Annotated in this window: 22 protein-coding genes; 12 read left to right on the top strand and 10 right to left on the bottom strand. The window is 60.6% G+C overall.

Annotation, left to right across the window (positions count from 1 at the left end):
- Positions 1-550: 550 nt before the first annotated feature.
- Together LMG28727_RS28135 and LMG28727_RS28130 are read right to left on the bottom strand one after the other, a co-directional pair.
- The gene (locus LMG28727_RS28135) at positions 551-1,078 is read right to left on the bottom strand and encodes a DUF2934 domain-containing protein (RefSeq protein WP_236592428.1); all 528 of its coding nucleotides are present in this window, start codon (positions 1,076-1,078) and stop codon (positions 551-553) included.
- The gene (locus LMG28727_RS28130; RefSeq protein ID WP_201645591.1) at positions 1,075-1,311 is read right to left on the bottom strand and encodes a hypothetical protein; all 237 of its coding nucleotides are present in this window, start codon (positions 1,309-1,311) and stop codon (positions 1,075-1,077) included. Before LMG28727_RS28130 ends, LMG28727_RS28135 begins: the two co-directional genes overlap by 4 nt.
- A 517-nt stretch (positions 1,312-1,828) precedes the next feature.
- Between LMG28727_RS28130 and LMG28727_RS34595 the strand changes: the two genes are divergently transcribed.
- Positions 1,829-1,957 (top strand): hypothetical protein, encoded by a 129-nt coding sequence (locus LMG28727_RS34595; RefSeq protein WP_201645590.1) that lies wholly within the window; start codon positions 1,829-1,831, stop codon positions 1,955-1,957.
- Between the two features lie 49 nt (positions 1,958-2,006).
- Here the strand turns inward: LMG28727_RS34595 and LMG28727_RS28120 are convergent, their stop codons facing one another.
- Positions 2,007-2,357, bottom strand: a complete 351-nt coding sequence (locus LMG28727_RS28120) for a hypothetical protein (RefSeq protein WP_201645589.1) — start codon at positions 2,355-2,357, stop codon at positions 2,007-2,009.
- A 46-nt stretch (positions 2,358-2,403) separates the two neighbouring features.
- Positions 2,404-3,288: a 4-hydroxy-tetrahydrodipicolinate synthase family protein gene (locus tag LMG28727_RS28115; RefSeq protein ID WP_201645588.1), complete on the bottom strand. Its 885-nt coding sequence runs from the start codon at positions 3,286-3,288 to the stop codon at positions 2,404-2,406.
- 836 nt (positions 3,289-4,124) lie between these two features.
- On the opposite strand from LMG28727_RS28115, the gene LMG28727_RS28105 reads away from it, so the two are divergent.
- The 4 genes from LMG28727_RS28105 to LMG28727_RS28090 all read left to right on the top strand — a co-directional run bounded on the left by LMG28727_RS28105 (position 4,125) and on the right by LMG28727_RS28090 (position 10,072).
- Entirely contained in the window at positions 4,125-4,778 is a 654-nt protein-coding gene (locus tag LMG28727_RS28105) for an ureidoglycolate lyase (RefSeq protein WP_201645587.1), read from the top strand.
- Positions 4,779-5,642: 864 nt separating this feature from the next.
- Positions 5,643-6,422, top strand: a complete 780-nt coding sequence (locus LMG28727_RS28100; protein WP_407945877.1) for a substrate-binding periplasmic protein — start codon at positions 5,643-5,645, stop codon at positions 6,420-6,422.
- Positions 6,419-9,529: a bifunctional diguanylate cyclase/phosphodiesterase gene (locus LMG28727_RS28095; RefSeq protein ID WP_201645585.1), complete on the top strand. Its 3,111-nt coding sequence runs from the start codon at positions 6,419-6,421 to the stop codon at positions 9,527-9,529. The genes LMG28727_RS28100 and LMG28727_RS28095 overlap by 4 nt, the downstream gene beginning before the upstream one ends.
- 96 nt (positions 9,530-9,625) lie before the next feature.
- Positions 9,626-10,072: an ester cyclase gene (locus LMG28727_RS28090; RefSeq protein ID WP_201645584.1), complete on the top strand. Its 447-nt coding sequence runs from the start codon at positions 9,626-9,628 to the stop codon at positions 10,070-10,072.
- Here LMG28727_RS28090 and LMG28727_RS28085 read toward each other — a convergent pair.
- Positions 10,043-10,234: a hypothetical protein gene (locus tag LMG28727_RS28085; RefSeq protein WP_201645583.1), complete on the bottom strand. Its 192-nt coding sequence runs from the start codon at positions 10,232-10,234 to the stop codon at positions 10,043-10,045. The genes LMG28727_RS28090 and LMG28727_RS28085 overlap by 30 nt on opposite strands.
- Before the next feature lie 438 nt (positions 10,235-10,672).
- Between LMG28727_RS28085 and LMG28727_RS28080 the strand changes: the two genes are divergently transcribed.
- Entirely contained in the window at positions 10,673-11,734 is a 1,062-nt protein-coding gene (locus LMG28727_RS28080; RefSeq protein WP_201645582.1) for an LLM class flavin-dependent oxidoreductase, read from the top strand.
- Positions 11,735-11,978: 244 nt separating this feature from the next.
- Here LMG28727_RS28080 and LMG28727_RS28075 read toward each other — a convergent pair whose 3' ends face one another.
- Positions 11,979-12,884, bottom strand: coding sequence for a LysR family transcriptional regulator (locus LMG28727_RS28075; protein ID WP_201645581.1), 906 nt, complete (start codon positions 12,882-12,884; stop codon positions 11,979-11,981).
- 153 nt (positions 12,885-13,037) lie between these two features.
- On the opposite strand from LMG28727_RS28075, the gene LMG28727_RS28070 reads away from it, so the two are divergent.
- The 5 genes from LMG28727_RS28070 (at position 13,038) to LMG28727_RS28050 (ending at position 20,739) form a co-directional block, all read left to right on the top strand.
- The gene (locus LMG28727_RS28070; RefSeq protein WP_201645580.1) at positions 13,038-14,474 is read left to right on the top strand and encodes a M20 family metallopeptidase; all 1,437 of its coding nucleotides are present in this window, start codon (positions 13,038-13,040) and stop codon (positions 14,472-14,474) included.
- A complete protein-coding gene (locus LMG28727_RS28065; RefSeq protein ID WP_201645579.1) occupies positions 14,471-15,766 on the top strand; it encodes an MFS transporter in 1,296 nt (431 codons plus the stop codon). Before LMG28727_RS28070 ends, LMG28727_RS28065 begins: the two co-directional genes overlap by 4 nt.
- Positions 15,767-15,802: 36 nt before the next feature.
- Positions 15,803-16,858, top strand: coding sequence for a serine hydrolase domain-containing protein (locus tag LMG28727_RS28060; protein WP_201645578.1), 1,056 nt, complete (start codon positions 15,803-15,805; stop codon positions 16,856-16,858).
- Positions 16,859-17,255: 397 nt separating this feature from the next.
- The gene (locus tag LMG28727_RS28055; protein ID WP_236592426.1) at positions 17,256-19,166 is read left to right on the top strand and encodes a potassium transporter Kup; all 1,911 of its coding nucleotides are present in this window, start codon (positions 17,256-17,258) and stop codon (positions 19,164-19,166) included.
- A gap of 16 nt (positions 19,167-19,182) precedes the next feature.
- Positions 19,183-20,739, top strand: coding sequence for a DUF2235 domain-containing protein (locus tag LMG28727_RS28050; protein WP_201645577.1), 1,557 nt, complete (start codon positions 19,183-19,185; stop codon positions 20,737-20,739).
- A gap of 163 nt (positions 20,740-20,902) precedes the next feature.
- On the opposite strand, the gene LMG28727_RS28045 is transcribed toward LMG28727_RS28050, so the two are convergent.
- Genes LMG28727_RS28045 through LMG28727_RS28035 form a run of 3 tightly spaced genes read right to left on the bottom strand, consistent with a single transcriptional unit; the run spans position 20,903 to position 23,834 of the window.
- A complete protein-coding gene (locus tag LMG28727_RS28045) occupies positions 20,903-21,715 on the bottom strand; it encodes an ATP-binding cassette domain-containing protein (protein WP_201645576.1) in 813 nt (270 codons plus the stop codon).
- Entirely contained in the window at positions 21,715-22,725 is a 1,011-nt protein-coding gene (locus LMG28727_RS28040; RefSeq protein ID WP_201645575.1) for an ABC transporter permease, read from the bottom strand. The genes LMG28727_RS28045 and LMG28727_RS28040 overlap by 1 nt, the downstream gene beginning before the upstream one ends.
- Entirely contained in the window at positions 22,725-23,834 is a 1,110-nt protein-coding gene (locus tag LMG28727_RS28035; RefSeq protein WP_201645574.1) for a sugar ABC transporter substrate-binding protein, read from the bottom strand. Before LMG28727_RS28035 ends, LMG28727_RS28040 begins: the two co-directional genes overlap by 1 nt.
- Positions 23,835-24,399: 565 nt before the next feature.
- Between LMG28727_RS28035 and LMG28727_RS28030 the strand changes: the two genes are divergently transcribed.
- Positions 24,400-25,197 carry a MetQ/NlpA family lipoprotein gene (locus LMG28727_RS28030; protein WP_236592439.1) on the top strand — a complete coding sequence of 266 codons (798 nt, stop codon included), beginning with the start codon at positions 24,400-24,402 and terminating at the stop codon, positions 25,195-25,197.
- Between the two features lie 115 nt (positions 25,198-25,312).
- On the opposite strand, the gene yghU is transcribed toward LMG28727_RS28030, so the two are convergent.
- Positions 25,313-26,200 carry a glutathione-dependent disulfide-bond oxidoreductase gene (yghU, locus tag LMG28727_RS28025; RefSeq protein WP_201645572.1) on the bottom strand — a complete coding sequence of 296 codons (888 nt, stop codon included), beginning with the start codon at positions 26,198-26,200 and terminating at the stop codon, positions 25,313-25,315.
- Between the last annotated feature and the right edge of the window lie 65 nt (positions 26,201-26,265).

Below are 26,265 nucleotides of genomic sequence, written 5' to 3'. Positions count from 1 at the left end.
CGATTCTGGCAACGGCCGGAATGCGGGTTGGCTCGGTGCTTAAAAGCCCTCTAACATAGAGATTTCTGAACCTCAAAACCGGACATTTCTAAAAAGTCCAAACCCCGACATCTGAATCTGGCCTCGACATTGCTTGTTAGTCCAAAGTTCAGATGTCGTGTTTCCGCTAAATTGAAATGTCGTGTTTGCGGGTTCAGGCTGATGGCCAGCATGCCTTGAGGAGCGCTGGCCATTGAACGCAATTGGGACGATCACCATGTCGATGACCGAGCTGGACCGGTTGAAGGTGGTACAGGCCGTTTGCGAGCGGCGTCTGAAGCCAGGTCAGGCAGCGGACCGCCTTGCGCTGAGCGTGCGTCAGGTTGAGCGGCTGACGGTGCGCTATCGCAGTCGGGTGCCTCGCTTGGGCAAGGTACCGCGCAGCGCGTTCGATGCTCACAGGCCACCGCGTACAGTCGAGACCACCTGTGATCATAGGGGCGACTAAAGCGCACATTACTTCCGCAAATGGCGCTCCACACGCAGCGGCAATATTCCGGCTGACCAGCGATCAATGAGATTGGAAATCCACAAGCCGAAGCCAATCCTTATCCTGTTGTCCTTCGGGACGTCCCTCCTGTTGCCACAAAACATAGGCCCGTTCCCGAAGATGCTGGTCGAAAGCGCGATGCCAGTATTCATCCGCATGCCCATCTGGGCGCCCTTCACTCTCCCATAGCAGGTACGCGCGCTCCCGGACCGCCTGATCAAGACCGAACTTCGTTTCCGAATCTGACTGAAGGTCATCGCCGTAGGGCGCCATCTGACCGCCCCGGCCCGTATGCATCCGGGCCGTCAGGGTTCCGAGAGCCGCGTCAGGGACAAGCCGGCTCTGCGCGGCCGCTTCCAACGCCTTCGCTTGATAGGCCGAGTCCTCGGCGACCTCGCTCGACTCACCCAGCGTAATCGGATACGTGTGCAGCACGCTGCCGCTACCGTCTATTACATCAACCAATCGGTCGTTCATGGTGTTTGTCCGTTCGAAGTAAGGCCTGGCACGAGCAACCACGCACGCCGGGTCGAAGAAAAAGAGGTTCACTCAGCTACGCCGAGCAGCACGTCGATCGCGGCTTGCCCGGCAATTTCGCCCACCAGATAGGCCCATCGTTCCGTGAACGGGCCGTTGCGTAGCGGTATGCGGCTTCCTCGCTCGCCGAGCACTTCGAGATTAGTGCCGCCTCTAATCTGAAAAGTCACGTCATACATGTCTTGAGCGGCCAGCGTCAATCGGATATCAATCTCGAAACCGCGATACGTGATCACTCGGTGCATGAAAGACAACCTTCGGTTTCGCCAGTGTTACAGATGCCTCGACTGGGCCTTGCGGCCCCGGCTGGGCGAATAGGTCGACGCAACGATAGCCTTCAATCAATCGGATCGCTTTGCGCGAGTTGGATCTGAAAGGCCGGTCCAAATACGATGGACGGTCTCACCACTGTATACCCTTGCCGCCGCGCAAGCTCTCTTTATTGCGTCACCCTATGTGGGACGCAACGTCAGTTCCCGGACGCGCCGCAAATTGTGCTCGGTGTTCTCTGACTCGCCGCGTTTTGCTTTGGATAAAAGACTCGAGCGTTGAGCGTCCCCTTACCTATCAAAACGCATTACGGTTATCTCGTACTGAGGATGCCGCCGCGTAACCATTAAACGCGACAAGGGACAGCGACAGCGCAAGCGCCCTCGCTCTGCGTTGTTTGACACGCCCGCCCATACAGTAGCGAAAATATCTGCGGGAGATTCTCTTAGGGGTTATATGTGCGCCGGTGCGGCGTCTCGATGACGCGAAGAGATGAACTGGAACCGTTATCGCATAGCGCTGGTATTCAGCAATGCCGCCATGATGTTTGTCGGCCATCTTCTGCTGCGCATCCAGGACCTGCTGCCGCTCGACGCCCTTCAGCACGCAGCGAACCGATGAAGACGACCCCGTTCCGAACGGGCCGTCGGTCCCGCTTCAATGAATGCGCTTACAGTCCGACGATGCCGGGGTTGATCTCAATGTAGAGAATAACGAGCCAACGTTTCGGGCAGTCAGGGGCGACGTGCAAAGCCGGATTCGACTCGCTCACAGGCCTGATACAGCCCTGCTTCGAGGCCTGCATATAAGCACGTCTTGCGTCCGTCTGAATCCATGTGGCCAGCAGAATCGTCGTGACGAAGCTGAAAAGTGGAACGATTGATTCCGGCGCGGCCGGATCGACTTTCTGAACGAAGAACGAAAACGCCGTGGTCAAAACCTGATTCATCAGAATGGCGAACAGCGTGACTTTCGCCAATCCCCTGATTTTCAGCGTGGTTTGAAGCTTCAATTTTTGCATCGGTCAATCCATTTGATCTACATGATGTGACGCGTGCGCGCCGGCGTCATTGAGCCGACAGTTCGAATTCGGCTCGCAGATCCTGCAACTGATCGCGCGCGCTGCGCAGGCGCTCGACCAGACGCGCGGATGCGGGTGCAATCGGCATGCGTGTTTCGTCGGAAACCGGATGATCGAACGCCAGCAATGACTTGATCGCAGCCGGATTGGGCGCCGAAAACAACAGCTGAATGGTCGGGATCAACCGGTCGAACAGCATCCGCGCTTCGGCTGGACGGTTGTCGGTCGCAAGGTCTTGCACTTCGACGAGCAGATCGGCAAGAACGTGCGAACTCGCCAGGATTCCGCCGGTTCCGCCGACAGCCAGGCAATCAAGGAACGCCTCGTCAACGCCGCACAGCGTATCGAGCGGCAGCGTGCTCAATGGGCTGAAGTGCGCGGGCACACACTCCTTGATGGCGACGATGTTGTCGTGTTCGAGAAGCTGCGCGACCGTTTCGCATTCGATGTTCACGCCCGTGCGATGAGGCACGTTATAAAGCACGACGGAGCGCCTGGTGGCTTGCGCGACCTGCTCGAAATGCCAGCGTATGCCCGATTGGTCCGGGCAAATATACGAGGGGGCGGACACAAGGAAGCCCGCGCAGTCCCAATGTTCATAGCGCTGAATTTCGCGGATAACCTGACGCGTATCCGGTCCGCCGACGCCGATCATCACTGGCAGACGGGAGCCGAGCACGTCGGTGAGCGTCTGGACGACGGCAAGCCGCTCGGCCTCCGAGAGCAGCGCTGCCTCTCCGGTCGTCCCTAGCGCAACGATGCCGCTAATGCCGGTTCGCAGATAGTGAGCGGCTAGATACCGGAGCGCTTCAAGGTCGACTTCGCCGCTGCGAAACGGCGTCACGATGGGCAACCAGATGCCTGAGACCATGATCAATGGCCCTCCTTCGAAGCAGCGGGATGCGTGACTGCGCCGATGATTGCCTCGGGCAAGGTCGTGATCAGCGTGTGAAGCATGAATGGCATGTCGTCTCGCGCGATGTCGAACCAGACGTGAGTGCGAGATCTGGAGCGTTCGGTGCGTGTGACGTAAACGCCTGACGGCGAATGAAGGAGTGCTCCCAGTTGCGACCGCGATTCTTCTTCCGTGTCGGCTAACAGCGTCACGGGTAACAACACACGGTGCGAAGGAAACGTCAGGACGTTGTTGCTCTGGGGTTGCCGGGTAGTAACCGGCGTCGCATTGATTACTTGTAGCTGCGCAGTGGGCATCATGCAGGGCGGCCGAGCCGCGTCTCTTTATGAAGAGTTCATAGCGTAGCGGCCGCCGTATAAAATTCGTGCAAAAAAACGCTTGTTAGAGGTTAAAAACGGTATTGGAATGACGCGGGTGCAAAGACGAGCCAAATGACCGGCCTTGACAACATAAGTCGGGAGTGTCGTTCTTTCGGCTACCGTTCGCGTTGACTGTCACCGTGTAGGTCGGGTGATGGATCGCCTTGACCGAATCAACTAACTCAGAGGAAAAAAGAAAATGCAGGATGCGCTGACGCAGACCAGCACGAAAATATCGGCGCTTCGCGCATTCATTGCGTCAATCCGCCTCTGTGCCGTTGTGACAGAAATTTCGCCTCCCCTCTTTCACGTCTGGATGGGACACGATCCCTCAAAGAATCGTGTCGAGCACCGTTTTTTTCGATGAGCGGGTCAAGGATAATGACTTACGCCCCGCCTCAACGCGTCATCTGACTCAAGTAGACTTTCCCCATGCCAAACGAAATCGACTACCTCAACCCCGCCCTCCCCTCCGGCCTGCGCCGCGTGCCGATGCCCGTCGTCGACGCAACGCCAGCAACGCTCGAAGGATACGGCCGCCTCGTAGCGAACCCGGACGATTGCGCGATCGAAATCGTGCAGTGGCCGTCAACCGGATCGAGGCCCATCGATGCCGGCACCGGCGACGAAGCAGGCACGACCGAGGGCGTCTTCGTGAGCGAATGGCGCGGCGATATTCTTTACGGCCGCAATGAAGCAGTGGGCGGCAACTATATTCTCGCGTACGCGACAGAACCCGAAGCCGCCCGCGAAGACCACGCGAATGCGCCGGAACGCATGTTGTTATGGCACGCGAACTATCACCCGGATGGCGGACAACTTTTCTTTCCTCTCGACCATCGTCCGTTCTATGTCCCGCTGGCATTGCCGGGTGACGACATCGCGCCGGAGAAATTCGTCTGCTTTCGTTTTGATGGACGGCAAGGCCTCTACATTCATCCAGACATCTGGCATGAAGGTGTTTTCACACTTGAAGGGACGCAGCGTTTCTTCGACGAACAGGGCGCGGTTCACGCGCGCGTATCCGTAGACTTTGCACGCGAGTTTGGTTGTCTTCTCGAGGCGCCGATAGGCCGCGCTGATTAAAACGTGATCCGTAAAGGCTGAAAACGGTGAACTACGGCGGGATGGGTAACCGCCAATTTTCTTCCCGCTGATTGCGGTGAAGCGGCGATAGAGCGGCATTGCAGGCCGCTTGACGCGCGGCTAGTGAGCACGCGCGCGCAATGAGCCACGCGGCCAATCGGGGTCTGCACCGCCTCCCCGCTAAGCCGCGCCGCGCTTATCCAGCATCAGAGCGCGCGCTGAACAGACCGGGACGCCCCCGAGATATCCTGACCGAAGCCAGCCACGGTGTTGCAACCCGTCAATGAGAGCAAAGCCCCCGCCAGCAACAACATTCCCACACAGCGCCCAAACATATTCACCTCATGCGTTACAAAATAATTGACCTGGAAAACGGCTTTGTTCCCGCTGTCTGCTGTCTGTGAGTCGGCTCTGGTCCGAATCCGCAAGAGCCCACAGCACGTCTGAATCGACAGCCAGGAACGAAAGTCGCGATTTTCGCACACCGCGCATCGCCAAACTCTTTCACTTTGTATCTGGCTGGCAGTGCTGTTACATCTGCCACCCCGCATTCCCCCGCGCGCCAGGTTGTGCGGACGCCATCCGTCAGGAACGGACATCCGCGCAATAACCCGCAAAAAAATAACGGCGCCCCCTCAAGAACTGCAACGCACTGCCGATATTGCGTGAAGAGCGCTTTCGGTTCGAGCATTCCGTCTTTCGTGTCAGGCAGTTGAAAGCCGGCGAGTCCGCAAAAATGCGATCTCGTCATTCTCGTTCAAAGTAACCAAATAGCGGGATGCGTCGTCGGCATCATGATTGGCCAAATTGAATGTGGTATTAAAGTCCTCTTCGTGCGAGGGAGACATCGTGATTCGACATTGCATGGGCGGGTTACTGCTGGCACTCAGCTGTATTGGCAGCGCTATGGCCGCCGGTCCCGAATGTTCACGCTCATTTACGCTAGCTTTGCACGATCACGGCCTGCTCTATTCCGTCGACACAGACAGCGGGATCGACAAGGACTTTGCCGATGAACTGATCCGCCGGAGCGGTTGCCGGGTCAGAGTCAGCCTGATGTCGCGGGCCCGGATCTGGAAGCTGATTGAATCCGGCGCACTCGACTTCAGCCTGTCGGGCATTACCAACGACGAGCGTAACCAGTACGCAGATTTCGCCTGGTACTTCAGCGACAAATACTATTTGCTGGTGCGCAAGGATGCTGGCATCCAGCATCTGGCCGATTTCGAGCACAACGACCAGTTTCAGCTCGGTGTTATCCGCAGCTTCCGCTACAGCGAGTCGGCCAATCAGCTGGTCGACGCGCTATCGGCCGAAAACCGCGTCAGTCAGGCCGGCAGTCTGGACCCGCTCTATCAGGCGCTGATTCTGCGGCGCATTCAAGGCATGATCATCGAGCCTTTCGATTACCCTGCGATCGACGAAAAGAAAATCCGCGACGTAACCAGCATCGTAGAATTCGACGACCCTGCCGTTCCTCACGGCCTCATCATGTCGAAGAAAGGGCTGCCGCCAGCCGAACGTGAAAAGTGGCGCGCCCTCGTGAATCAGATGCGCGCGGACGGCACGGTCCGGCGCATCTTCGAAAAATATTTCAAACCCGACCTCGCGGATTCGATGGTCAATTTCCCGACGCCACCGTGAACTGGACGCGCCTCGTCCTGCTCCCGCTCCTGGTCCTGTCCGCTGCGCTCAGCGTGACGTGGATGCTTTGGGACCACGAGCGGCAAGCGTCCCGTCACGAACTCCTGAGCGAGTTCGACTTCGCGCTGGGCGACGCCGTCAGCCGGATCGAGCAGCGTATGGGCACGTATGAGCTGCTGCTGCGCGGCGTGCAGAGCCTGTTCGCCGCCAGCGGCGAAATCGGCCGCGACCGGTTCCGTGACTATGTCGACACGCTTAATCTCGACGCCAACTTCTCCGGCATCCAGGCCATCGGCATCGTCGCGTGGGTGCCGGCCGCACAAAAGGCCAGCCACGTGGCCGCCATGCGCGAGCAAGGCTTGCCTGATTACGTGATCCAGCCCACCGGCTCGCGCGACAACTACGCGCCGATCATCCAGCGCGAGCCGTATATCGGCATCAACCGCGCGGCGCCCGGCTTCGATGCGTGGGCCGACCCCGTGCGGCGGCGCGCGATGGAGCAGGCGCGCGACACCGGCATGGCAACCCTGTCGGGCAAGGTCCGCCTGGCCGTGGATGCCGAAGCCAAGGCGCACCCCGGTTTTGTCATGTACCTGCCGATCTACGCGCGAGGCCAGTCGCAAGACAGCGTCGCCGAGCGGCGCGCGCATCTGGTGGGTTGGGTCTTCGCCTCTTTCCGTATGCACGACGTGATTGCCAGTCTGTACGGCGAGCAGCCGCCCGGTCTCACGATCGCGATCTACGATGGCGTCGAGCCGTCGTCCGCCGCGCTTTTGCACAAAACCCCCGAGGCGCCCGGCCATCATCTGGCTGCGAATATGTCGGCGAACGAATATCTGGTCGTCGGCGGACATGACTGGACACTCTCGATGGCGGCGCAGGACGACTTCAACGCACGCTTCGGCCGTAACGCGTCGTTCCTGATCGCCAGCATCGGCACGGGCCTGAGCCTGCTGCTGGCGCTGCTCACCTGGCTCATGATGACGGGTCGCGGACGCGCCATGCGGCTTGCCTCGGCGATGACCCGGGAGTTGCGCGAGAACGAGGAGAAATTCCGCGCGATTGCCGACTGTACGGTCAACTGGGAGATCTGGTGGGGACCTGACGGCAAGCCACGCTGGATCAACTCGGCAGTGGAAAAGTACATCGGATATACGGTCGACGAGTGCATGACCTTGCGGGACTTCGCCGGCACGGTGATTTATCCGGAAGATATCCCGCGCGTCGCCCCTGAATTTAAGAACGCACTACAAGGCTTGCGCGGCGACGACCTCGAATTTCGCTGCGTTCGCAAGGACGGTTCGCTGATGTGGCTTTCCGCATCCTGGGTGCCGATTACCGATGCGAGGGGCGATTTCATCGGCTTTCGCACGAGCGGTCGAGACATTACCGAGCGCAAGCAGGCCGAGGCTGAGCTTCGAATCGCCGCTGTCGCCTTCGACTCGATGGAGCCGATGATGATCACCGACGCCAGCGCCACGATCCTGCGCGTGAACTCGGCGTTCACCGACTGCACCGGCTATACGGCCGAAGAAATCGTGGGCCAGACACCGCAGGTGCTTCGGTCGGACCGCCACGACGCCGCATTCTTCAAGGAGATGTGGGAAACGATCCAGCATGCCGGCGGATGGCAAGGGGAAATCTGGGATCGTCGCAAGAATGGCGACGTGTACCCGAAATGGCTCACGATCTCCGCGGTGATGAGCGAGGATGGAATCGTCAGCCACTATGTCGGCACGCATCACGACATTACCGAACGCAAGATCGCGGAAGAGCGCATCAAGGAATTGGCCTTCTTCGACGCGCTGACCCGCTTGCCCAACCGTACGCTGTTGCTGGACCGCCTGAAGCAGGCGATCACGGTCAGCGCCCGCAATGAAGCCTGCGGCGCGCTGCTGTTCATCGACCTGGACCACTTCAAGACGTTGAACGATACCCTGGGTCACGACAAAGGCGATCTGCTGCTGCAGCAAGTGGCGCAACGTCTGGCGGCGAGCGTACACGAGAACGACACGGTGGCCAGGGTCGGCGGTGACGAATTCGTGGTCGTGCTGGGAAATCTGCACCACAACCGACAGGAAGCGACGCGCCAGACCGACGCCGTGGCCGGCAGAATCCTCGCGGTTCTGGGCAGTCCTTATCGGCTTGGCGAGATCGAATACCGCAGTTCGGCGAGTATCGGCGCCACCGTGTTCAGAGGACATCAGGCCTCGATGGATGAACTCCTGAAGCAGGCCGACCTCGCGATGTACAAGTCCAAGGAGCGCGGTCGCAATGCCGTGCGTTTCTTCGAACCGGACATGCAGACCGTCGTGGTGGAGCGGGCTGCGCTCGAAGCGGGGTTACGCAACGCAATCGAAGACGATCAATTCCTGCTTCATTATCAGGCGCAGATCGACGGCAGCCGCATCACCGGCGCCGAAGCCCTGGTGCGCTGGCAGCATCCCACCTGCGGTATCGTGCCGCCCGCCGACTTCATTCCACTCGCTGAAGAAACCGGACTGATCCTCGCATTGGGAAGCTGGGTTCTGGAGGAGGCCTGCACACAACTGGCACGCTGGGCGACGCGGCCGGACATGGCCGATCTCACGATTGCGGTTAACGTCAGCGCCCAACAGTTCCGCGAACCTGATTTCGTGGCCAAGGTATTCGCCATCCTGCGTCGAACCGGCGCGAGGCCGGACCGACTGAAGCTGGAGTTGACGGAAAGCGTGCTGGTGGACAATGTGCAGGACATCATCCAGAAGATGGGTGCGCTCAAAGCACGAGGCGTGGTTTTTTCGCTAGACGACTTTGGTATCGGATATTCGTCGCTTTCTTATTTGAAGCGCCTGCCTTTGGACCAGTTGAAAATCGACCGTTCATTCGTGCGAGATGTCCTCGTCGATCCCAACGATGCGGTCATTGCGAAAACCATCGTGGCGCTCGCGCGCAGTCTCGGCCTGGGCGTGATCGCCGAAGGGGTCGAGACCGAGGCTCAACGTGACTTCCTCGCGGCAGCGGGATGCTACGCCTATCAAGGCTTCTATTTCTGCCGCCCGCTTCCCATCGACGATTTTGAAGCGATGCTGAGCAGACTCGACGCGCGTCAGTGCGTGGCCGAGTAAGTGCGGGACAGGTGGCAAAGCGGCTGGGCACTCCATTGTCGTAAGATGCAGGAAGCCTGCTAGCCGATGACACGTGACCCAGCAACGGAGATAGCCATGACATCGAACCTGATTGCCGAGACGGAGACGCGAGCGAGGATTGAACGCCTATACGAGGCATTCTCGCGCCATGATCTGGAGATGTTGCGAAAAGTGGTCACCCCTGACTGGGAATACATTCCAGAACCCAAAGGGGCGCTGCCCGGCCCGGACCAGATGGCCGCGATCTTCCGGAACATCGCGGCGGCCCTTCCCGACATGCAGATTGAAATCCACGACCTCCTGATACATGGCAACCGCGTCGGTGTGCGAGCGGAAGTCAGTGGTACCCAGACCGGGCCGCTGATGGGCATTGCGGCAACCTCAAAGCCCGTTCGCTTTGCCATTCATTCCTTCCACGAAATGAGGGGCGATCTTGTCGCGAAGACGTGGCATCTGGAAGATTGGCTAACCGTGTTCCAACAAATCGGGCAATTACCGCGCCGGCTTGAACTGCGGGAATAACGCGGACATTTTTTCCAATCCCTCGATGGCGGCCAGCGCCGCCCTGCTCCTTTCGAACTCGGCCTTCAGCGCCAAACGCTGCATGTGAGCTTCACCCAGCGCCTTTTCCCACTCCTTTCTCTCGACCTGCGCGGCCAGTAGCGCGCACGCGTCGCCGTTCAATGCGCGTGCTTCGGCGCGCGTAGCCTTCGCCCGATACCCAAGTCCAGCGCCGCGCCGGCGACAAGAACCTCCGGCGCGCAGGAAATTCGACAGCCTTAACTCAATAATATTATTACGTAAAATGTCAACTTTTTAACCAAATCAATAGAAAATACGACATTACAGTTATAATGTCGTGTATAAAGCATCTACTGCCTTGCCAATTCGCGCCTTGGCCGTACACGACGAAGATCCCCATCTGCCCACCTCGAAGCCCGTGACCAGCAGTCCCCACGTCCCTCCAAAGCCCATCCCCGCCCAACGTTCAGCCAACACAAGGTCCGCCCTCCTTCTTAATACCTAACCGTCAATTCCATATCGTTAGAAATTGGAAGGCCGCGTCCGCGAGCAGCGCTAGCATGTCGGCTTCTCTCCTCCGCCTCCCCGCCTATCAAACCGATGTCAGTCAAACTTCCCCGTTTCGGTGTCTGGGCACTCGTGCACGGCAGCCGCGCCGCGTTGCAGGATCCCGCAGAACCCTATGACGCGTCGTGGGCCCGCAATAAGTCGCTCGTGCTGGAGGCCGAGCGCCTCGGCTACGATTCGGTGCTGGTGGCACAGCACACCATCAATCCGCACGACCCTTCGCTCGATCAGCTCGAGGCCTGGACATCATCGGCAGCATTGGCGGCACTGACCTCGCGCATCGAGATCATTACCGCGATCAAGCCGTATCTCTATCACCCGGTCGTGCTCGCGAAGATGGCCCAGCAAATCGAACACATTAGCGGCGGCCGGTTTGCGATCAATGTGGTGAACGCGTGGAATCGCCCTGAACTCGAACGTGCAGGCATCGGCTTTCCGGAGCACGACGCGCGCTATCTGTATGGCCGCGAATGGCTTGAAGTCGTCTCTGCGCTATTACGCGGCGAAACCGTGAATCATCATGGCGACAATTTTCATATCGACAACTATCAGTTGCAGCCCGCTGATCCGTTTCGCGCGCGTCCGCGCATCTATGTCGGTGGCGAATCTGAGCCGGCGCGCGAACTGGTCGCGGCGCAGGGCGATGTGTGGTTCATCAACGGCCAGGCGCCCGACGATGTCGCGCGTCTGATCACGGATGTCTCTGCTCGCACGCGCCCGGCCGGGCAGGCAGCGCTGCGTTTCGGTCTGTCGGCTTTCGTGATTGCACGGGAAACGCAGGTACAGGCTGACGCTCATCTCGCCCACCTGTTTGCGCTCGCCGAGTTGGACAAGCCGCTGCGCGAGCGACAGAAGGTCAACATCGATTCGAAGGCGGTGATGCATCAAACCTTCGCACAATCTCCGCGGGTTGGTTCGAATGGCGGCACGGCTGCGGGCCTCGTCGGCGACTACGATGTCGTTGCGCAGCGCATTGCTGCGTTCCACCAGGCGGGCGTCGAACTTTTCATGCTGCAGTTTCAGCCTTTCGAAGCCGACATGCGCAGCTTTGCTGAAGAGGTGATCCCGCGCGTTCGGCGGCTCCTTTCCCAATGATGATGGCGCGCGTAGGATCGCGCGCCGCTTGCCATACGATCAAAAGGGCAATCGAACGATGCACCCGGTGGACATTACCCGGGTTCAAGACATCTGCGTCGCCAGAAAAAGCCAACCTGATTGCGACAGTCCAATGGCGTTGCCCTTCCCCATCGCTCGCGGTAGCGGACATTCATGTAGTTGCACATCGCAGCGTGACATGAGCGCGTGCCTATGCCATCACCGGATGCACGCTCCCGCGGCGTCAGTCGAGCAAAGCAGGATTATCGATCGCGCCTGTCAGCAATTCGATAAACGCCTGGACCGTTTGGGGGAGTGTACGACCCGCCATGGTCTGGATCTGGAGCGTGCGTTGATGCAAATCGGGATTGCTGATCGGCACGGCAACGAGGCCATCTGCCTGCAGGCGGCTACGCACGGTCAGGAACGCGGTCAGTGTGACGGCATCGGTCTGCAACACGAAGCTTTGCAACGCCGCATGAAAGTTGCTGACGAACACGGGCTCGAAAACGAGCCCCTCCAGGCTGCACGAAATATCGAATAACTGGCGCAACGTTACGCCCTGGTGGTCTATCGCCAACGGCCACGGTGTCAGGTCAGCGAGGCAGACGCACTCGCGCGCAGCCAGCGGATGAGCGCGCCTGACCAGCGCGAAGATTGGCGCGCGCTGCGAATACACGACGTTGATGTCTTTCTCCGGCGCGATGCTGAAGCACACGGCAATATCGGCGCTGCCTTCGCGCACTCGCTGCGTCGCAATGGTCGGGGCCGACACGTCGAGCTGGAAATGCGTGGCTGGGTGGGTCTTCAGAAAGCGCGCGAAAACCTGTGGCAGAAAATGCGCCGCCACGCCTTCCGAACTGGCGATACGAATCGTCGCCCTGCCGCCGTTGCTGAGCCCGTGAATCTCTTCGGTGACGCGCTCGGCGTCCAGCAGGCTGCGCTGCGCATGTGCGACGAGCAAGCGCCCGGCATCGCTCAGCACCATCCCACGCGGCCGCCGTTCGAACAGCGCGGCACCGAGTTCTTCTTCCAGCTTCGCAATCTGCCTGCTCAAAGCCGACACGGCGACGTAAAGTCGCTCCGATGCCTTGCTAAGTGAGCCGCTGCGTGCCACTTCGAGAAAATAACGCAGTGCCGTGTTGTCCATGTCGATCGGGCTGTCCCGCTGCTCCGCTTTGCCGTTTCGGCAACGATATCTGTCAAATATTGTAATTGTCTACCGATATCGTCCACGGCAAGATCGGCGCGTTGCTGACATGAACGACTCGCCCACCGCAGCACGCTGCACTGGAGAACGACGTTGACCCGAGACACAGCCATCCAATCCGCGGCGGAACAGTACGATTCCGGCCAGTTTCTCGACGACCTCCAGCGCCGGGTCGCGTTGCGCACCGAGAGCCAGGAGGCCGACAGCGGCGCGAGTCTGCGCGCTTACCTGGCCGACGAAATCACACCGACGCTGCTCCAATACGGCTTCACATGCCGTGTCGTCAATAATCCCGCGGCGGGCGCGGGGCCCTTTCTGATCGCGCACCGGCACGAGAACGACGCGTTGCCGACCGTGCTCACATACGGCCACGGCGATGTGGTGCGCGGCTACGACGCGCAGTGGCGCGACGGCCTCACGCCATGGCGCGTCACCGTCGATGGCGATCGCTGGTATGGCCGCGGCACGGCGGACAACAAGGGCCAGCACAGCATCAACCTGGCGGCACTGAAAGCGGTGCTGGACGCCCGCGGCGGGCGACTCGGCTTCAATCTGAAGCTGCTGTTCGAAACCGGCGAGGAAGTGGGTTCACCGGGGCTGCACGCACTGTGCACGCAATTGCGCGACGAACTGGCCGCCGACGTGCTGATCGCTTCCGACGGACCCCGCCTGGGCGCGCATCGCCCGACTGTGTTTCTCGGCTCGCGCGGACTGGTGAACTTCCGGCTGGACGTGAAACTGCGCGACGGCGGTCATCATTCGGGCAACTGGGGTGGCCTGCTGCGCAATCCCGGCGTGGTGCTCGCCAATGCGATCGCGTCGATGGTGGACGCGAATGGCCAGATCCTGGTCGAGGGGTTGCGGCCGCCGCCCATACCGGACGCCGTGCGCCGGGCGCTGGCCGATATCGCGGTGGGCGGCAATCCCGGCGAGCCGGACGTGGATGCGGATTACGGTGAGCCCGGCCTCACGCCGACGGAACGCGTGTTCGGCTGGAATAACCTCGAAGTGCTCGCATTTCGCACCGGCAATCCGGAGAAACCGGTCAACGCGATTCCGCCGCACGCGTTCGCGCACCTGCAGATTCGCTTTGTCGTCGGCACTGACTGGCAGAACCTCGAGTCCATAGTGCGCCGCCATCTGGACCAGCACGGCTTCAGCATGGTCGAGATCGACGTGGAACGCGGCATGCCCGCGACCCGCGTCGATCCGGACAACCCGTGGGTCCAGTGGGCTTTGCATTCGCTGCAGCAGACCACGGGCGTTCAGCCGGTGCTGCTGCCGAATCTCGGCGGCACGCTGCCCAACGACGTCTTCGCCGACGTGCTACGCATGCCGACGCTGTGGGTGCCGCACTCGTATCCAGGCTGCTCGCAGCACGCGCCGGATGAGCATCTGCTCGGTCCGGTCGCCCGCGAGGGACTGCGCATCATGGCGGGCCTCTTCTGGGACATGGGCGTGCAAGACCCTGAGGCGCCCAACAGCGCATCGCACCTCCCACGAAGCATCGCCACGGGGGCATCCGCATGAGCACCGACTCCGCCGCCGCGGCCCATGGCGGGGTCGCGCGGCCTGTGCCGCGCACGGGCGTGCCCCGTCTGATCCTCGCGACTTCGATTGGCAACGCGCTCGAGTTCTACGACCTGATCGTGTACGGCTACTTCGCCACCACGCTGTCGCGACTGTTTTTTCCCGTTCACGACAGGACTGTGTCGCTTCTGCTCACGCTGGGCACCTTCGCGCTGTCCTATCTGGCACGGCCGGTCGGCGCGCTGGTGCTCGGTTCGTTCAGCGACCGCAAGGGCCGCAAGGCGTCACTGACACTCTCCATTACGATGATGACGCTCGGCACAGGCATGGTCGCACTGATGCCGACCTATGCCACGATTGGCCTGCTCGCGCCGATTGGCATTTTTGCTTCGCGTCTGTTGCAGGGCTTTTCGGCTGGCGGCGAATTCGGTAGTTCCACTGCGTTTCTGATCGAGCATGCACCCGAGCGCAAAGGCTTCATGGCAAGCTGGCAATTTTCCAGCCAGGGGGCCAGCACCCTGATCGCATCGGCATTCGGCGCGGTGCTCACCGGTACGCTGACGCAGTCCCAACTGGAAGGCTGGGGATGGCGCATCCCGTTTCTGTTCGGCATGCTGATCGGGCCAATCGGATTCTATATTCGGCGCCGTATCGACGAAACGCCGGAGTTCGAGCGTACCGAGAAGTCCGCGTCGCCGGTGCGTGAGTTGCTGGCTACGCAGAAGGAGCGTGTTCTGGTGTCGATCGGCTCGCTCGTGCTCACCACGACGGCCAACTACATGCTGCTTTACATGCCGACTTATGCGGCGCGCCAACTCGGTCTCGCGCCGTCGTCCGGTTTCATTGCGACGCTGCTGGCCGGCTTCACCATGATGATCCTCACGCCGATCGTCGGGCATTGGTCCGACAAGGTCGGCCGCATTCGCATCATGCTCGGCGCCGGCACTCTGTTCTTCCTGACCGTTTATCCCGCGTTCATGTTCATGAACGCGCACCCGTCGCTTGTGACACTGCTTGCCGCGGTCGTTTGGGTCGCGATATTGAAGGCCACGTACTTCGCGCCGATTCCTGCGCTGATGTCGGAACTCTTCCCAACCCGTACGCGCACCACCGGCATGGCGCTCGGCTACAACATCGGCACCACCGTATTCGGCGGCTTCACACCACTTGCAGTGGCCGCGCTGATCGCGCTGACCGGTAACAATCTCGCACCCGGACTTTATCTGATGCTCGCCGCCGTCATCAGTCTCTTCACTTTGGTATGGGCACGTGTGCGCCTGAATGCGCATTAGGCCCACCAGGCTCCTTGAATCGTCAGGACTTTACTTATGCAAGACGCTTTGCAACACGCCGTGCAGTTCGCGATAGATCATGAATCGCTGTGGGATCGTCACGTCCATGGCAACTGGGGCGTGCATGTGAACGACCCGCCGCCGTGGAACCGGCTACTCGGTCCGGTGCATGATCGCGGCCCCGTATCCGGCACGATCGCCGTCGACGGCCGCGTGTTGACTTCATGGGGCGAACCCGAACGGGCCGATCTGACCTTCAGTGTCGCCAAGATGTACCTCGCGTTGCTCGCGGGCGTTGCTTACGATCGCGGGCTGCTACCGGACGTCGACGAACCGGTACACGTGCGCGTGCCCAACATCGGCTTTGACGACGAACACAACGCCGCCGTGACATGGGCGCATTTGCTTCAACAGACGAGCGAATGGCAAGGCACCTATTTCGGGCTGTCGGACCAGGCCGACCACTATCGGGCAGTCAACTTTGCGGCACCGCCGGATGGCAAAAAGGGCGACCTGCGCCCGTTGCAACGCGCCGGGACCTATTGGGAATACAACGATGTGCGTATCAACCAGTTTTCGCTGGCGTTGCTCCACCTGTTCCGGCGGCCGTTGCCCGAGGTATTCCGCGAAGCGATCATGCGCCCGATCGGCGCGAGCGAAAACTGGCAATGGGTCGGTTACGACAATGCGTGGGTCGAGATCGACGGGCGCCGCATGCAGTCTGTTCCTGGCGGCACGCACTGGGGCGGCGGCATGTCGGTCAGCGCGAACGATCAGCTTAAAGTCGCGCAGATGCTATTGAATGACGGCGACGCAAACGGCCGCCGGATTCTCTCGCGTGAGTGGATCTCGCGAATGCGGACTCCGTGCGCGCTCGCGCCATTCTACGGTTACCTGATATGGCTAAATACCGACCGCAAGGTGTTTCCGAGTGTGCCGGCATCGAGCTATTTCGGCGTCGGCGCGGGCAGCTCGTTCACCTGGATCGAGCCGGAACGCAGGATGACCGTGGTCGTCCGCTGGTTGCGGCCCGATAGCGCTGACGAGTTCTTTGGGCGAGTCCTCACTGCGGTGGACGCGATTTTGCGTTGACTGTAGAGAGGCGGCGCGTTGTCTATTCAATACGTCAACATTCCAGAATCAAACAGAACTGCGCCCCATCAGCTCCGGTTATTCCCTAAGACTTATTCGCGAAGAACAAGTCGATGCCAGCGTCCACCCGACACAACCGGGCTTGCGTGGCGCCCGGCGCATCGTGGTTTACAAAAAGCCTTTTGCTTCAACAGCGTCGGCTGAAAACAGCTGCGAAGCATCGGGATCAGGAGCCCTTTGATACGCGCCTTTTCTTCTGTACGCTGTCTCTGTGAGTTGGCCGCTGATCAGCCCATCGCGGCAAAACCTGCTTGACCACACGAGCCGACCGGCGCGTGCGGGCCGGCGGCGCACCGGTCGCTGGCTGAGGGTCGCGCCCGCTGAGAAGGAGCCATTCATGGAATCGTCTTCAGGCCCGCAAGCGGGCGCCCAGGCAACCCGTCATGGGTCGATGGCGGGGCTGGCACTGGGCGCCATCGGCATCGTGTTCGGCGACATCGGCACGAGTCCGCTCTACACCATGAGCACGGTATTCGATTCGGGGCACGGGCTCGTGCTCAACCGCTTCAATGTAGTGGGCGTGGTGTCGCTCATCATCTGGGCGCTGATCATCGTGGTGTCGCTGAAGTACGTGACGCTGATCATGCGCGCCCACAACCACGGCGAAGGCGGCATCATGGCGCTGCTCGCGCTGGCCTCCAGTTCGGTGATGGACCGGCCCCGCCTGCGCAACGGCCTGTTGCTCGCCGGGGTGTTCGGCGCGGCGCTGTTCTATGGCGACGGCGTCATCACACCAGCCATCTCGGTGCTCAGCGCGGTGGAAGGGCTGCAGGTAGCAGAGCCTCAACTCAAGCCCTACGTAGTATCGATCGCGCTGGTCGTACTGGTCGGCCTGTTCGTGGTGCAGCGGCACGGCACGGCCGGCATCGGCGCAGTGTTCGGGCCGGTGATGGTGCTGTGGTTCGGCGTGATCGCGGTGGCGGGACTGCTCAATATCGGCCGCGCGCCGGGGATTCTTGATGCGTTCAATCCGTTCATCGGCCTCGAATTCCTGATGCGCAACGGCTGGCGCGCGTTTGTCTCGCTGGGCGCGGTGGTGCTGGCGTTGACCGGCGCCGAGGCGCTATATGCCGACATGGGTCACTTCGGCGCACCGCCGATACGCCTTTCGTGGTTCGCTCTCGTGCTGCCCGCGCTGGGGTTGAACTACCTGGGCCAGGGCGCGCTGCTATTGACGGACCCCAAGGCCGTAGACAACCCCTTCTTCCGCCTCTTCCCCTCGATGACGCTGTTCCCGATGGTCGTGCTGGCCACGGTGGCGACCGTGATCGCGTCGCAAGCGGTGATCAGCGGCGCGTTTTCGATGACCAGGCAGGCCATGCAACTGGGCTTCATGCCGCGCATGGGCATCGTCTACACGTCCGAACGCGAGGTTGGCCAGATCTACGTACCCGCGATCAACTGGTTGCTGCTGATTGCCGTGGTGGCGGCGGTGCTGGGATTCGGTTCTTCCACGGCGCTGGGTTCGGCGTACGGCATCGCGGTGACTGGAACCATGATAATCACCACCGTCCTCACGTTCTACGTGGTGCGCTACGCGTGGCACTACAACTGGTTGCTGTGTGTGCTGGCCACGGGCTTCTTCTTCGTCATCGACTTCGCGTTCTTCTCGGCCAACCTGCTCAAGTTCGTGGATGGCGGATGGTTCCCGCTGCTGTTGGGCGCCATCATGTTCACCGTGATGTCCACCTGGCATCGCGGCCGCGAATTGATGATCGAAGAAGCCAGCGTCCATGCAGGCGCGTTGCCGTTGGCCTCGTATCTGGACACCCTGTTCGCGAAGGAAACGATACGCGTACCCGGTACCGCCGTGTTTCTGGCGATCGACCCCGACACCGTGCCGCACGCGTTGATCAACAATCTCGCGCACAACCACGTGCTGCACGAGCGTGTGTTGTTCGTTCACGTGATCAACCGGGAAGTGCCCTACGTGCCCAGCGAACAACGTGTGGCGATCACGTCGCTTAGCCGCAACTGCTACGGGATCGTCGTCTCTTATGGCTTCAAGGACGAGGCCAACCTGCCGCAGGCGCTGCGCGACTGCGAACCAAAGGGCCTGGTGGTCGATCCGGCACAGGTGTCCTACTTCCTCAGTCATGCCACGGTGGTGGCAACCGGAGGCAAGGGCATGCCGGTGTGGCGTGAAAGGCTGTTCAGCGTGATGGCACACAATATCGGCAACCTTGCGGCGTATTTCAAGCTGACGGCAAACCGGGTGATCGAACTGGGTTCACGCGTCGAGATTTGAAGCGGAGCCCGCCGACATGAAGAGGCTCTTCGTTTGCTGCGACGGCACCTGGAACTCGGATAGCGACGAGTTTCAGGGTGTGCCCGTTCCCACCAACGTCGTGCGCTTTTTCAATGCGCTGAGCGAGTACGGCGACGACGGCGTCGAGCAACTCCGGTACTACCACGTCGGCGTGGGCGCCAACGAACGCTGGGTCCACCGCATCATCGATGGTGCGCTGGGCATCGATCTCTCCCGTGACATTCGAACCGCCTACAAGTGGCTGTCCGACCACTACGTCGAAGATGCCGAAATCTTTGTGATTGGCTTCTCGCGTGGCGCGTTCACGGCGCGAAGCCTCGTGGGCATGCTGCATCATTGCGGACTGCCTCACGACGCAAGCTGGGCGCTGGTCAAACAGGCATGGAACCTGTACCGGCTCGACCCCAAAATACCGGCAAACCTCAGCCAGCAGCAACGATTTCGCATCGAGCATGGCAAGCCGCCGCCCGTTCGCTTCCTGGGCGTGTGGGAGACGGTGGGCGCGCTCGGCATCCCCGAAATCATGAACCTGTTCGGTTTGCCGAGACAGCGCTTCGAGTTTCATGACACGACGCTTTCGCCAGAAGTCGAACGCGCGGTACAAGGCCTTGCCATCGACGAACAGCGGAACAACTTCTCGCCAACGTTATGGACTGACGAAGACGGCTGCGACCCGGCTCGCGTGACGCAAGTGTGGTTCCCTGGCGTGCACGCTGACGTTGGCGGCGGCTACAAGGAGACCGGGCTCTCCGATGCCACACTTAAATGGATGATTGCCGAGGCTGAGCAGTGCGGCGCGGTGTTTGAGCCAGACATGTTGCGGCAGTTAGCCCATGCGGACCAGTCGTCGCCGTCCGCGGTGCATGGCGTTCTCCACAACTCACTCACCGGCTTTTACAGGAGGATCGGATTTCGTCCGCGGGCCTTTCCGTACCTGGTGAAAGATTCACGAAGATGTTCTGAATCGGTATCGCCTCTGACATTGGCGCGGCAGGCCAGTCCGCCGATCTTTCAGGCGCCTTATCGGCCGAACATAGACCCGGTGGCGGCGGTTCAGGTGCGGGTTTTTGCCAGCCCGTTGTGGAATTGGACCGGCATTTTCATGAAGGAAGGTGTGCGCTACCGGTTCAACGTACCCCTTGGTCAAACGTGGCTGGACGGCGACAACGTGTGGGGCGCGGAGGGCACGCCGGGTAACTGGGTACAGCGCCTGTCTGGATGGGCGAGGCGAGTCAGAACGGCGAACTGGTTCGAACTGTGTGGCGCCATCATTGACCCAGGGCTGCCGGGTGCCGCAGGCGCCCCACCTGAACCGTTTTACTTCCGGATTGGCAGACAGGTCGAGATCAAGGCTCCCTGCTCGGGTTACCTGTATTGTTTTGCCAATGATGCCAGCTGGGCATACTGGAATAATCAAGGAAGTCTGCGGGTCGAAATTGCCGAATCAGACGCGAAGCCGGCTGGCAACGGGACCGCATATGTCCCTTCCGGCGATGACCTGACCGCACCCGCAACAGCACCCGGCGGTTCCGGTGCAGGTGAACCATCGTGATGCGCTGCCGTTCTATGTTTTCCCCGGTTCACGCGTCATGCACGCAAAAAATTGAATAGCCATGCAGATCCGCGCAACAGCCGCCGGCCTGATCGACACCGACTGATCCTGTACCGCAACCGGCCGACGCTGCCCGGCCAGACATAAGCCCTAAATCACGAGCTCAATTAGCGGCCGCCGTGCGCATTGCCCGGTATTCCCGTCGCACGATGTCCATCAGTTCCGACACCGAAGTCAGCGCACTCTTTTGCTCATAGGTAACACGGCCTCGTTGCATCAACATGATGCGATCGGCGATATCGAGCGTCTGCGCGTAGTTGTGCATGATCATGATGATCGACAAGCCACCCTTTTCCTTCAGGCGCATCAACAGGTCGATGATGAGCCCCGCCTCGCGCGCGCCCATCGCAGCGAGCGGTTCGTCGAGCAACAGAATCTTTGCGTTGGAATACACGGCGCGCGCCACCGCAATCGCCTGGCGCTGGCCACCCGAAAGCCGCTCCACGGGCAGATCCACTGAAGGCACATGCACACCGATATCGTCGAGACATTGTGCCGCGCGCTCACGCATCTGCTTGTGATCGAGCAGCCTGAACAGACCGGGTCGCACGATCTCGCGGTTCAGAAACATGTTGTGATAAATACTCAGTGAATTCGCGAGCGCGAGATCCTGATACACGCATTCAATGCCGAGCGAACGCGCATCGTCGACCGAGCGCAGCAGCGTTTCCTGGCCGTCGACATAAAGCGAGCCGCTCGTTTGCTGATGATAGCCCGTGAGGATCTTGACGAGCGTCGACTTGCCCGCGCCGTTGTCGCCCAGTACGCCCAGAATCTCGCCTTTGCCGAGCGTGAGCGAGACGCCGTCGAGCGCGGTCACTGCGCCGAAGCGTTTGACGAGTTGATCGCCGCGCAGCGCGAGCAGTGCATCCGGCGCAGCAGGTTCGCCTGCGGACGAGGTTTGCAATTCGTCCATTAGCGCCCTGCCCTTCGGCGAATACGCCCGACATGGATATTGAAGATCATCGCCGCCAGAATCGCTGCGCCAAGAATAATGTTGAACGTGAACGCATTGATGCCGATGAGCGTGAAGCCGTCGTTGAGAATGCCCAGCACCGCCGCGCCGATCAGCCCACCCACGATGGTGCCCGAGCCACCCGTGAGCGGCGTGCCGCCGATCACGGCAGCCGCCACCGCAAGGAACATGATCTGGTTGCCGCCTGCCTGCGGATCGATCGAGGTAATCCGGAAGGCTTCGAGCATGCCGGTAAAACCCGCCAGCACCGCAGCGAGAATAAAGTTGCCGAGGCGCAGCCGGTTCACATGAATGCCGGCCTCGCTCGCGCCAACTGGATTCGCGCCCGCAGCCTGCGTATGCAAGCCCCAGCGGGTATGCCGCAGCAACACGTGCATCGCGAAGGCGATCGCCACGGTCCAGATGATCTCGCTATAACCCCACGAGCCCATCAACCCGGTGAACGTCGGCGACCCTGGCGCGGGCGCGGGCGTCCCGCGTGACACCGTCAGCGTAATGCCGTTGATGAGAAACAGCGTGCCGAGCGTGGTGACGAACGAAGGCAGCCGCAGCCATACCGTCACGGCGCCATTCACAAAGCCGACCAGCGCCGCCGCCACCAGCCCCGCAATCATGGCAAGCCACATCGGCGCGCCTGCGTCGTTGGCAAACACCATCATGAACGGCGCGAACGCGAACACCATGCCCGCCGACAGATCGATGTCGCCACCAATCATCAGCATGATTTCGCCAAACGCAATGATCGCCACCGGCGCGATGAACTGCGACAGGTTGACGAGGCTCGCACTGGTGAGCAGAAAATCCCGATTGGCGAATTCAAAGTAGGCGGCCAGCAACACGGCCACCAGCAGGATACGCAGCTCCGCCGCCCAGTGCGATGCGAATGACACCCCCGCGCGCCGGGGCACGCGGGGCGTATCCGCCTTGCTCGCTTCTTTCACTGTATTCATCACGACTTGATGGCGCCGCTCATCGGAACGATTTGCGGCTTGGTGGTCTTGCCTTCAAAGCGCGTCGACGTATTCAGGTAGGGTTCGACGGTATCCTTGGTCACGAATTTCAGACCGGTATTGATGTCAGCCGGCCCGACCAGGCCACCCGAAGTCAGGAACACGAACGCCTCCATCACCGTATAGAAGCCCTGCACGTACGGCTGCTGATCGATGGTGAAATCCAGGAAGCCCTCGTGGATCAGCTGGATCGTGGTCGGCAGCAGGTCGAAGCCGCCTCCGTGAACGCCTTTCGACGGCAGGTTCGACTCTTTCATCACCTGCGCGACGCCCTGCGTGCTGCCGGCATCGACGGCGAACATGCCTTTCAGGTCCTGATGGCCGAGATAGAACGATTTGATTTTCGAAAGCTCTTCGTTAACTGTCGCGCCGGTTGCCACAGTCTGGATGTCGATTTTTTTGCCGGACTTCTTGATGGCGTCACTCGCACCGTCCAGTCGCGGCTGGATATTGAGCTGCCCCGGTGTCGCAATGAAAAGCGCGACCATCCCGCTGTCGATCAGGCTCACAATGCGCTCGCCCATCTGATAGCCGGACAGATACAGGTCCTGGCCGATATAGGCGAGGCGCGGATTCTTCTTGCCGCGCGGCGCGTCGGCGTTATAGGCGAATACCGGAATACCGGCGTCGAGCGCGGCCTGGATCGGCTTGTCGAACGCGCCTGGATCGACGATCGGCACAGCGATGGCGTCGGCCTTCGCGGCAATCGCCGAATTCACCGCGCGGACCATTTCGCCCGCGTCCGAGGTGGCCGAGCCGGTCCACTGATAATCCATGCCGAGCAGCGAGCATGCATCCTGAATGCCGTACTGCGTGGGCACGAAGAACGGGTTGGTGGTGACGTGATTGACGAACACGATCCGCCACTTCTTGTGCGGCGGAAAAGCCGCCTCAGCCGCCTGCGCCGTGCCGATCAGGCCACCCGCCCCGCCTAGCGCGCCCAATAGCGACAGCGCTGCACCTAAGCCCGTACCCTGCATCAGCCCTCGCCGTGCCGCACTGAAGCCGGGGCCGTTGCGTTCCTCGTCGTCATCCCGTTGCTGTGCCATTTCTTCCTCCGGTTCACTTCGTCGTTGGTCGGTGAGGTCGACGTCAAGTCGATCGTGTGCGAATGCTGGACGGCATCGGGAGTGCGCTGTGCAGCGCTGGACTGGGAATTGGAGACGTGCAACCCCGATTCGAAAGCGCTCGATCTGCGCCGTGCGGTACCGAGAAAATGTTAGTGCACCGTGGTTGCGCCTCCTAATCCATGTATACCCGTAACCAGGGAAAGCGACGGTATGACCGTCTCGGTCAACGATGCATCGGGGGGTCGGCCGACTGACCGCGCGCGTTCAAAACGGTCTCGCCGACACGCCGCGACCGGCTCGTTTTGCGCGGATAGCGAGTCCCGTGTTTCTCAAACTCCAGGATATAGCTCGCGATAAGTTGCCCTGGGTTGATCAATGCGCCGACCCGAAAGCGGCTGATATACGCGAACCTGCATAGCATTCCGCACTTATCTATTTGTCAGCGAGTGCCTCTCTTCTCTAGCATCTACATCGTTTGCAACATGTCGTTTGCAAAAACACAATCACACTTCAGAAAATGAAAAGACAAACATTTATCCGGGCGATGCTCGCCGTGGTGGCATTGGGTGGAAGCATGGCGATCAGCCAGACGGTGCTGGCGGCCGATCAAACGCTGCGCGTGGGCATCATGTCGGGCGAAGACGAGGACGTCTGGCGGGTCGTTGCCGCGAACGCGGCGAAGCATGGTCTCGCGATCAAGGTCACGACCTTCAACGACTATACCCAGCCGAACGAAGCGCTATCCCAGCATGATCTCGACGCCAACTCCTTCCAGCACAAACCCTATCTGGATGCGCAGATCGCCGCGCGCGGCTACCACATCGTGCAGGTGGGCTACACCTACGTTCAGCCGATCGGCCTGTACTCGCGCAAGGTGAAATCGGTCGCCGACCTGCCGAAGGGGGCAACCATCGGCGTGCCGAACGACCCGAGCAACGAAGGCCGCTCGCTCCTGCTGCTGCAAAGCCTGGGGCTGATCAAGCTGCGCGCCGATGTGGCGTTGCTGCCCACGATTCGCGACATCGCGAGCAACCCGAAAGACATTCACATCAAGGAACTCGACGCAGGCATCGTAGGACGCGCGATCGGCGATCTCGATGCGGCGGTGATCAACACAGACTGGGCTATCAAGGCCGGGATCAAGATTCCGCAAGAGCGCATCGCGCAGGAGAAAGTGGCGGGCAACCCGTATCGCAACTTCCTCGCCGTGAACGAAAAAGACGCGAACGCACCATGGGTGCATGCTCTGGTCGAAAGCTATCAGCAGCCGAACGTCGAGAAGGAAATTCTCGAGGTGTATCACGGTGCGACGTTGCCGGCCTGGAACGAATCGTCCCGATGAAGTTAGCGTTGCCCGGGATCTTCCGTGCCCGGCCCGGGCAACCCCGCGCGATGCTTAAGCTCGCGCGGGTGGGTGCCTGAATGACTGCGGTCGAAGCCACCTGCGCGCCACGCTGCTACTTCTCCCCAACCAGCTTGTCTTGGGTATTGATTGCGAAATCGCCAGCGTCATGGCGTTCGTGCAATTGACTTGCAGGGTCGCCGAACACACGGTTCACCATCCTCCCACGCTGCACGGCAGGACGCTCTCCGATCGCGTCGGCCCAGCGCTGCACGTGCTTGTAATCCTGCACGGAAAGAAACTCAGCCGCCTCGTAGAACCAGCCCTTGACCAACCCGCCGTACCACGGCCAGACAGCCATATCGGCTATCGTGTACTCGCTGCCCGCCACATAGTCATTAGTAGCGAGTTGCTTGTCGAGCACGTCGAGCAGACGTTTGGTTTCCATCGTGAAGCGGTCGATCGCATATTCGATCTTGGTCGGCGCGTACGCATAGAAATGCCCAAAACCGCCGCCCAGATAAGGCGCGCTTCCCATCTGCCAGAACAGCCATGACAGGCACTCGGCGCGCGCAGCGGGATCGTTGGGCACGAACGCGCCGAATTTTTCGGCAAGATAAAGCAGGATCGCCCCCGACTCGAAAACCCGGACCGCCTTCGAGCCGCTGCGATCCAGCAGCGCCGGAATCTTCGAGTTCGGATTCACGCCCACGAAGCCGCTGCCAAACTGCTCGCCTTCGCCGATCCTGATGAGCCACGCGTCGTACTCCGCGCCACTGTGCCCGAGAGCCAGCAACTCTTCGAGCATCACGGTGACTTTGACGCCGTTCGGTGTCGCCAGCGAATAGAGTTGAAGAGGATGGCGGCCGACCGGCAGTTCCTTCTGATGCGTCGCCCCCGACACCGGGCGGTTGATGTTCGCGAAGCGGCCGCCGCTACTTTCGTCGTTACCCTTGTTCCAGTTCCAGACCGCCGGCGGTACGTAGTCGGAAGAATTGCTCATGCCCGAAGCTCCTTGCGTGGTGGGGATATTCATTCCGACATGAGATTAACAAATCGCCGAAATCT

It is taken from the genome of Paraburkholderia metrosideri, assembly GCF_904848625.1.
GTDB classification, from domain to species: Bacteria; Pseudomonadota; Gammaproteobacteria; order Burkholderiales; family Burkholderiaceae; genus Paraburkholderia; species Paraburkholderia metrosideri.
The sequence above is the reverse complement of the archived record's forward strand: the minus strand, read 5'-3'. Positions and strand labels throughout refer to the sequence as shown.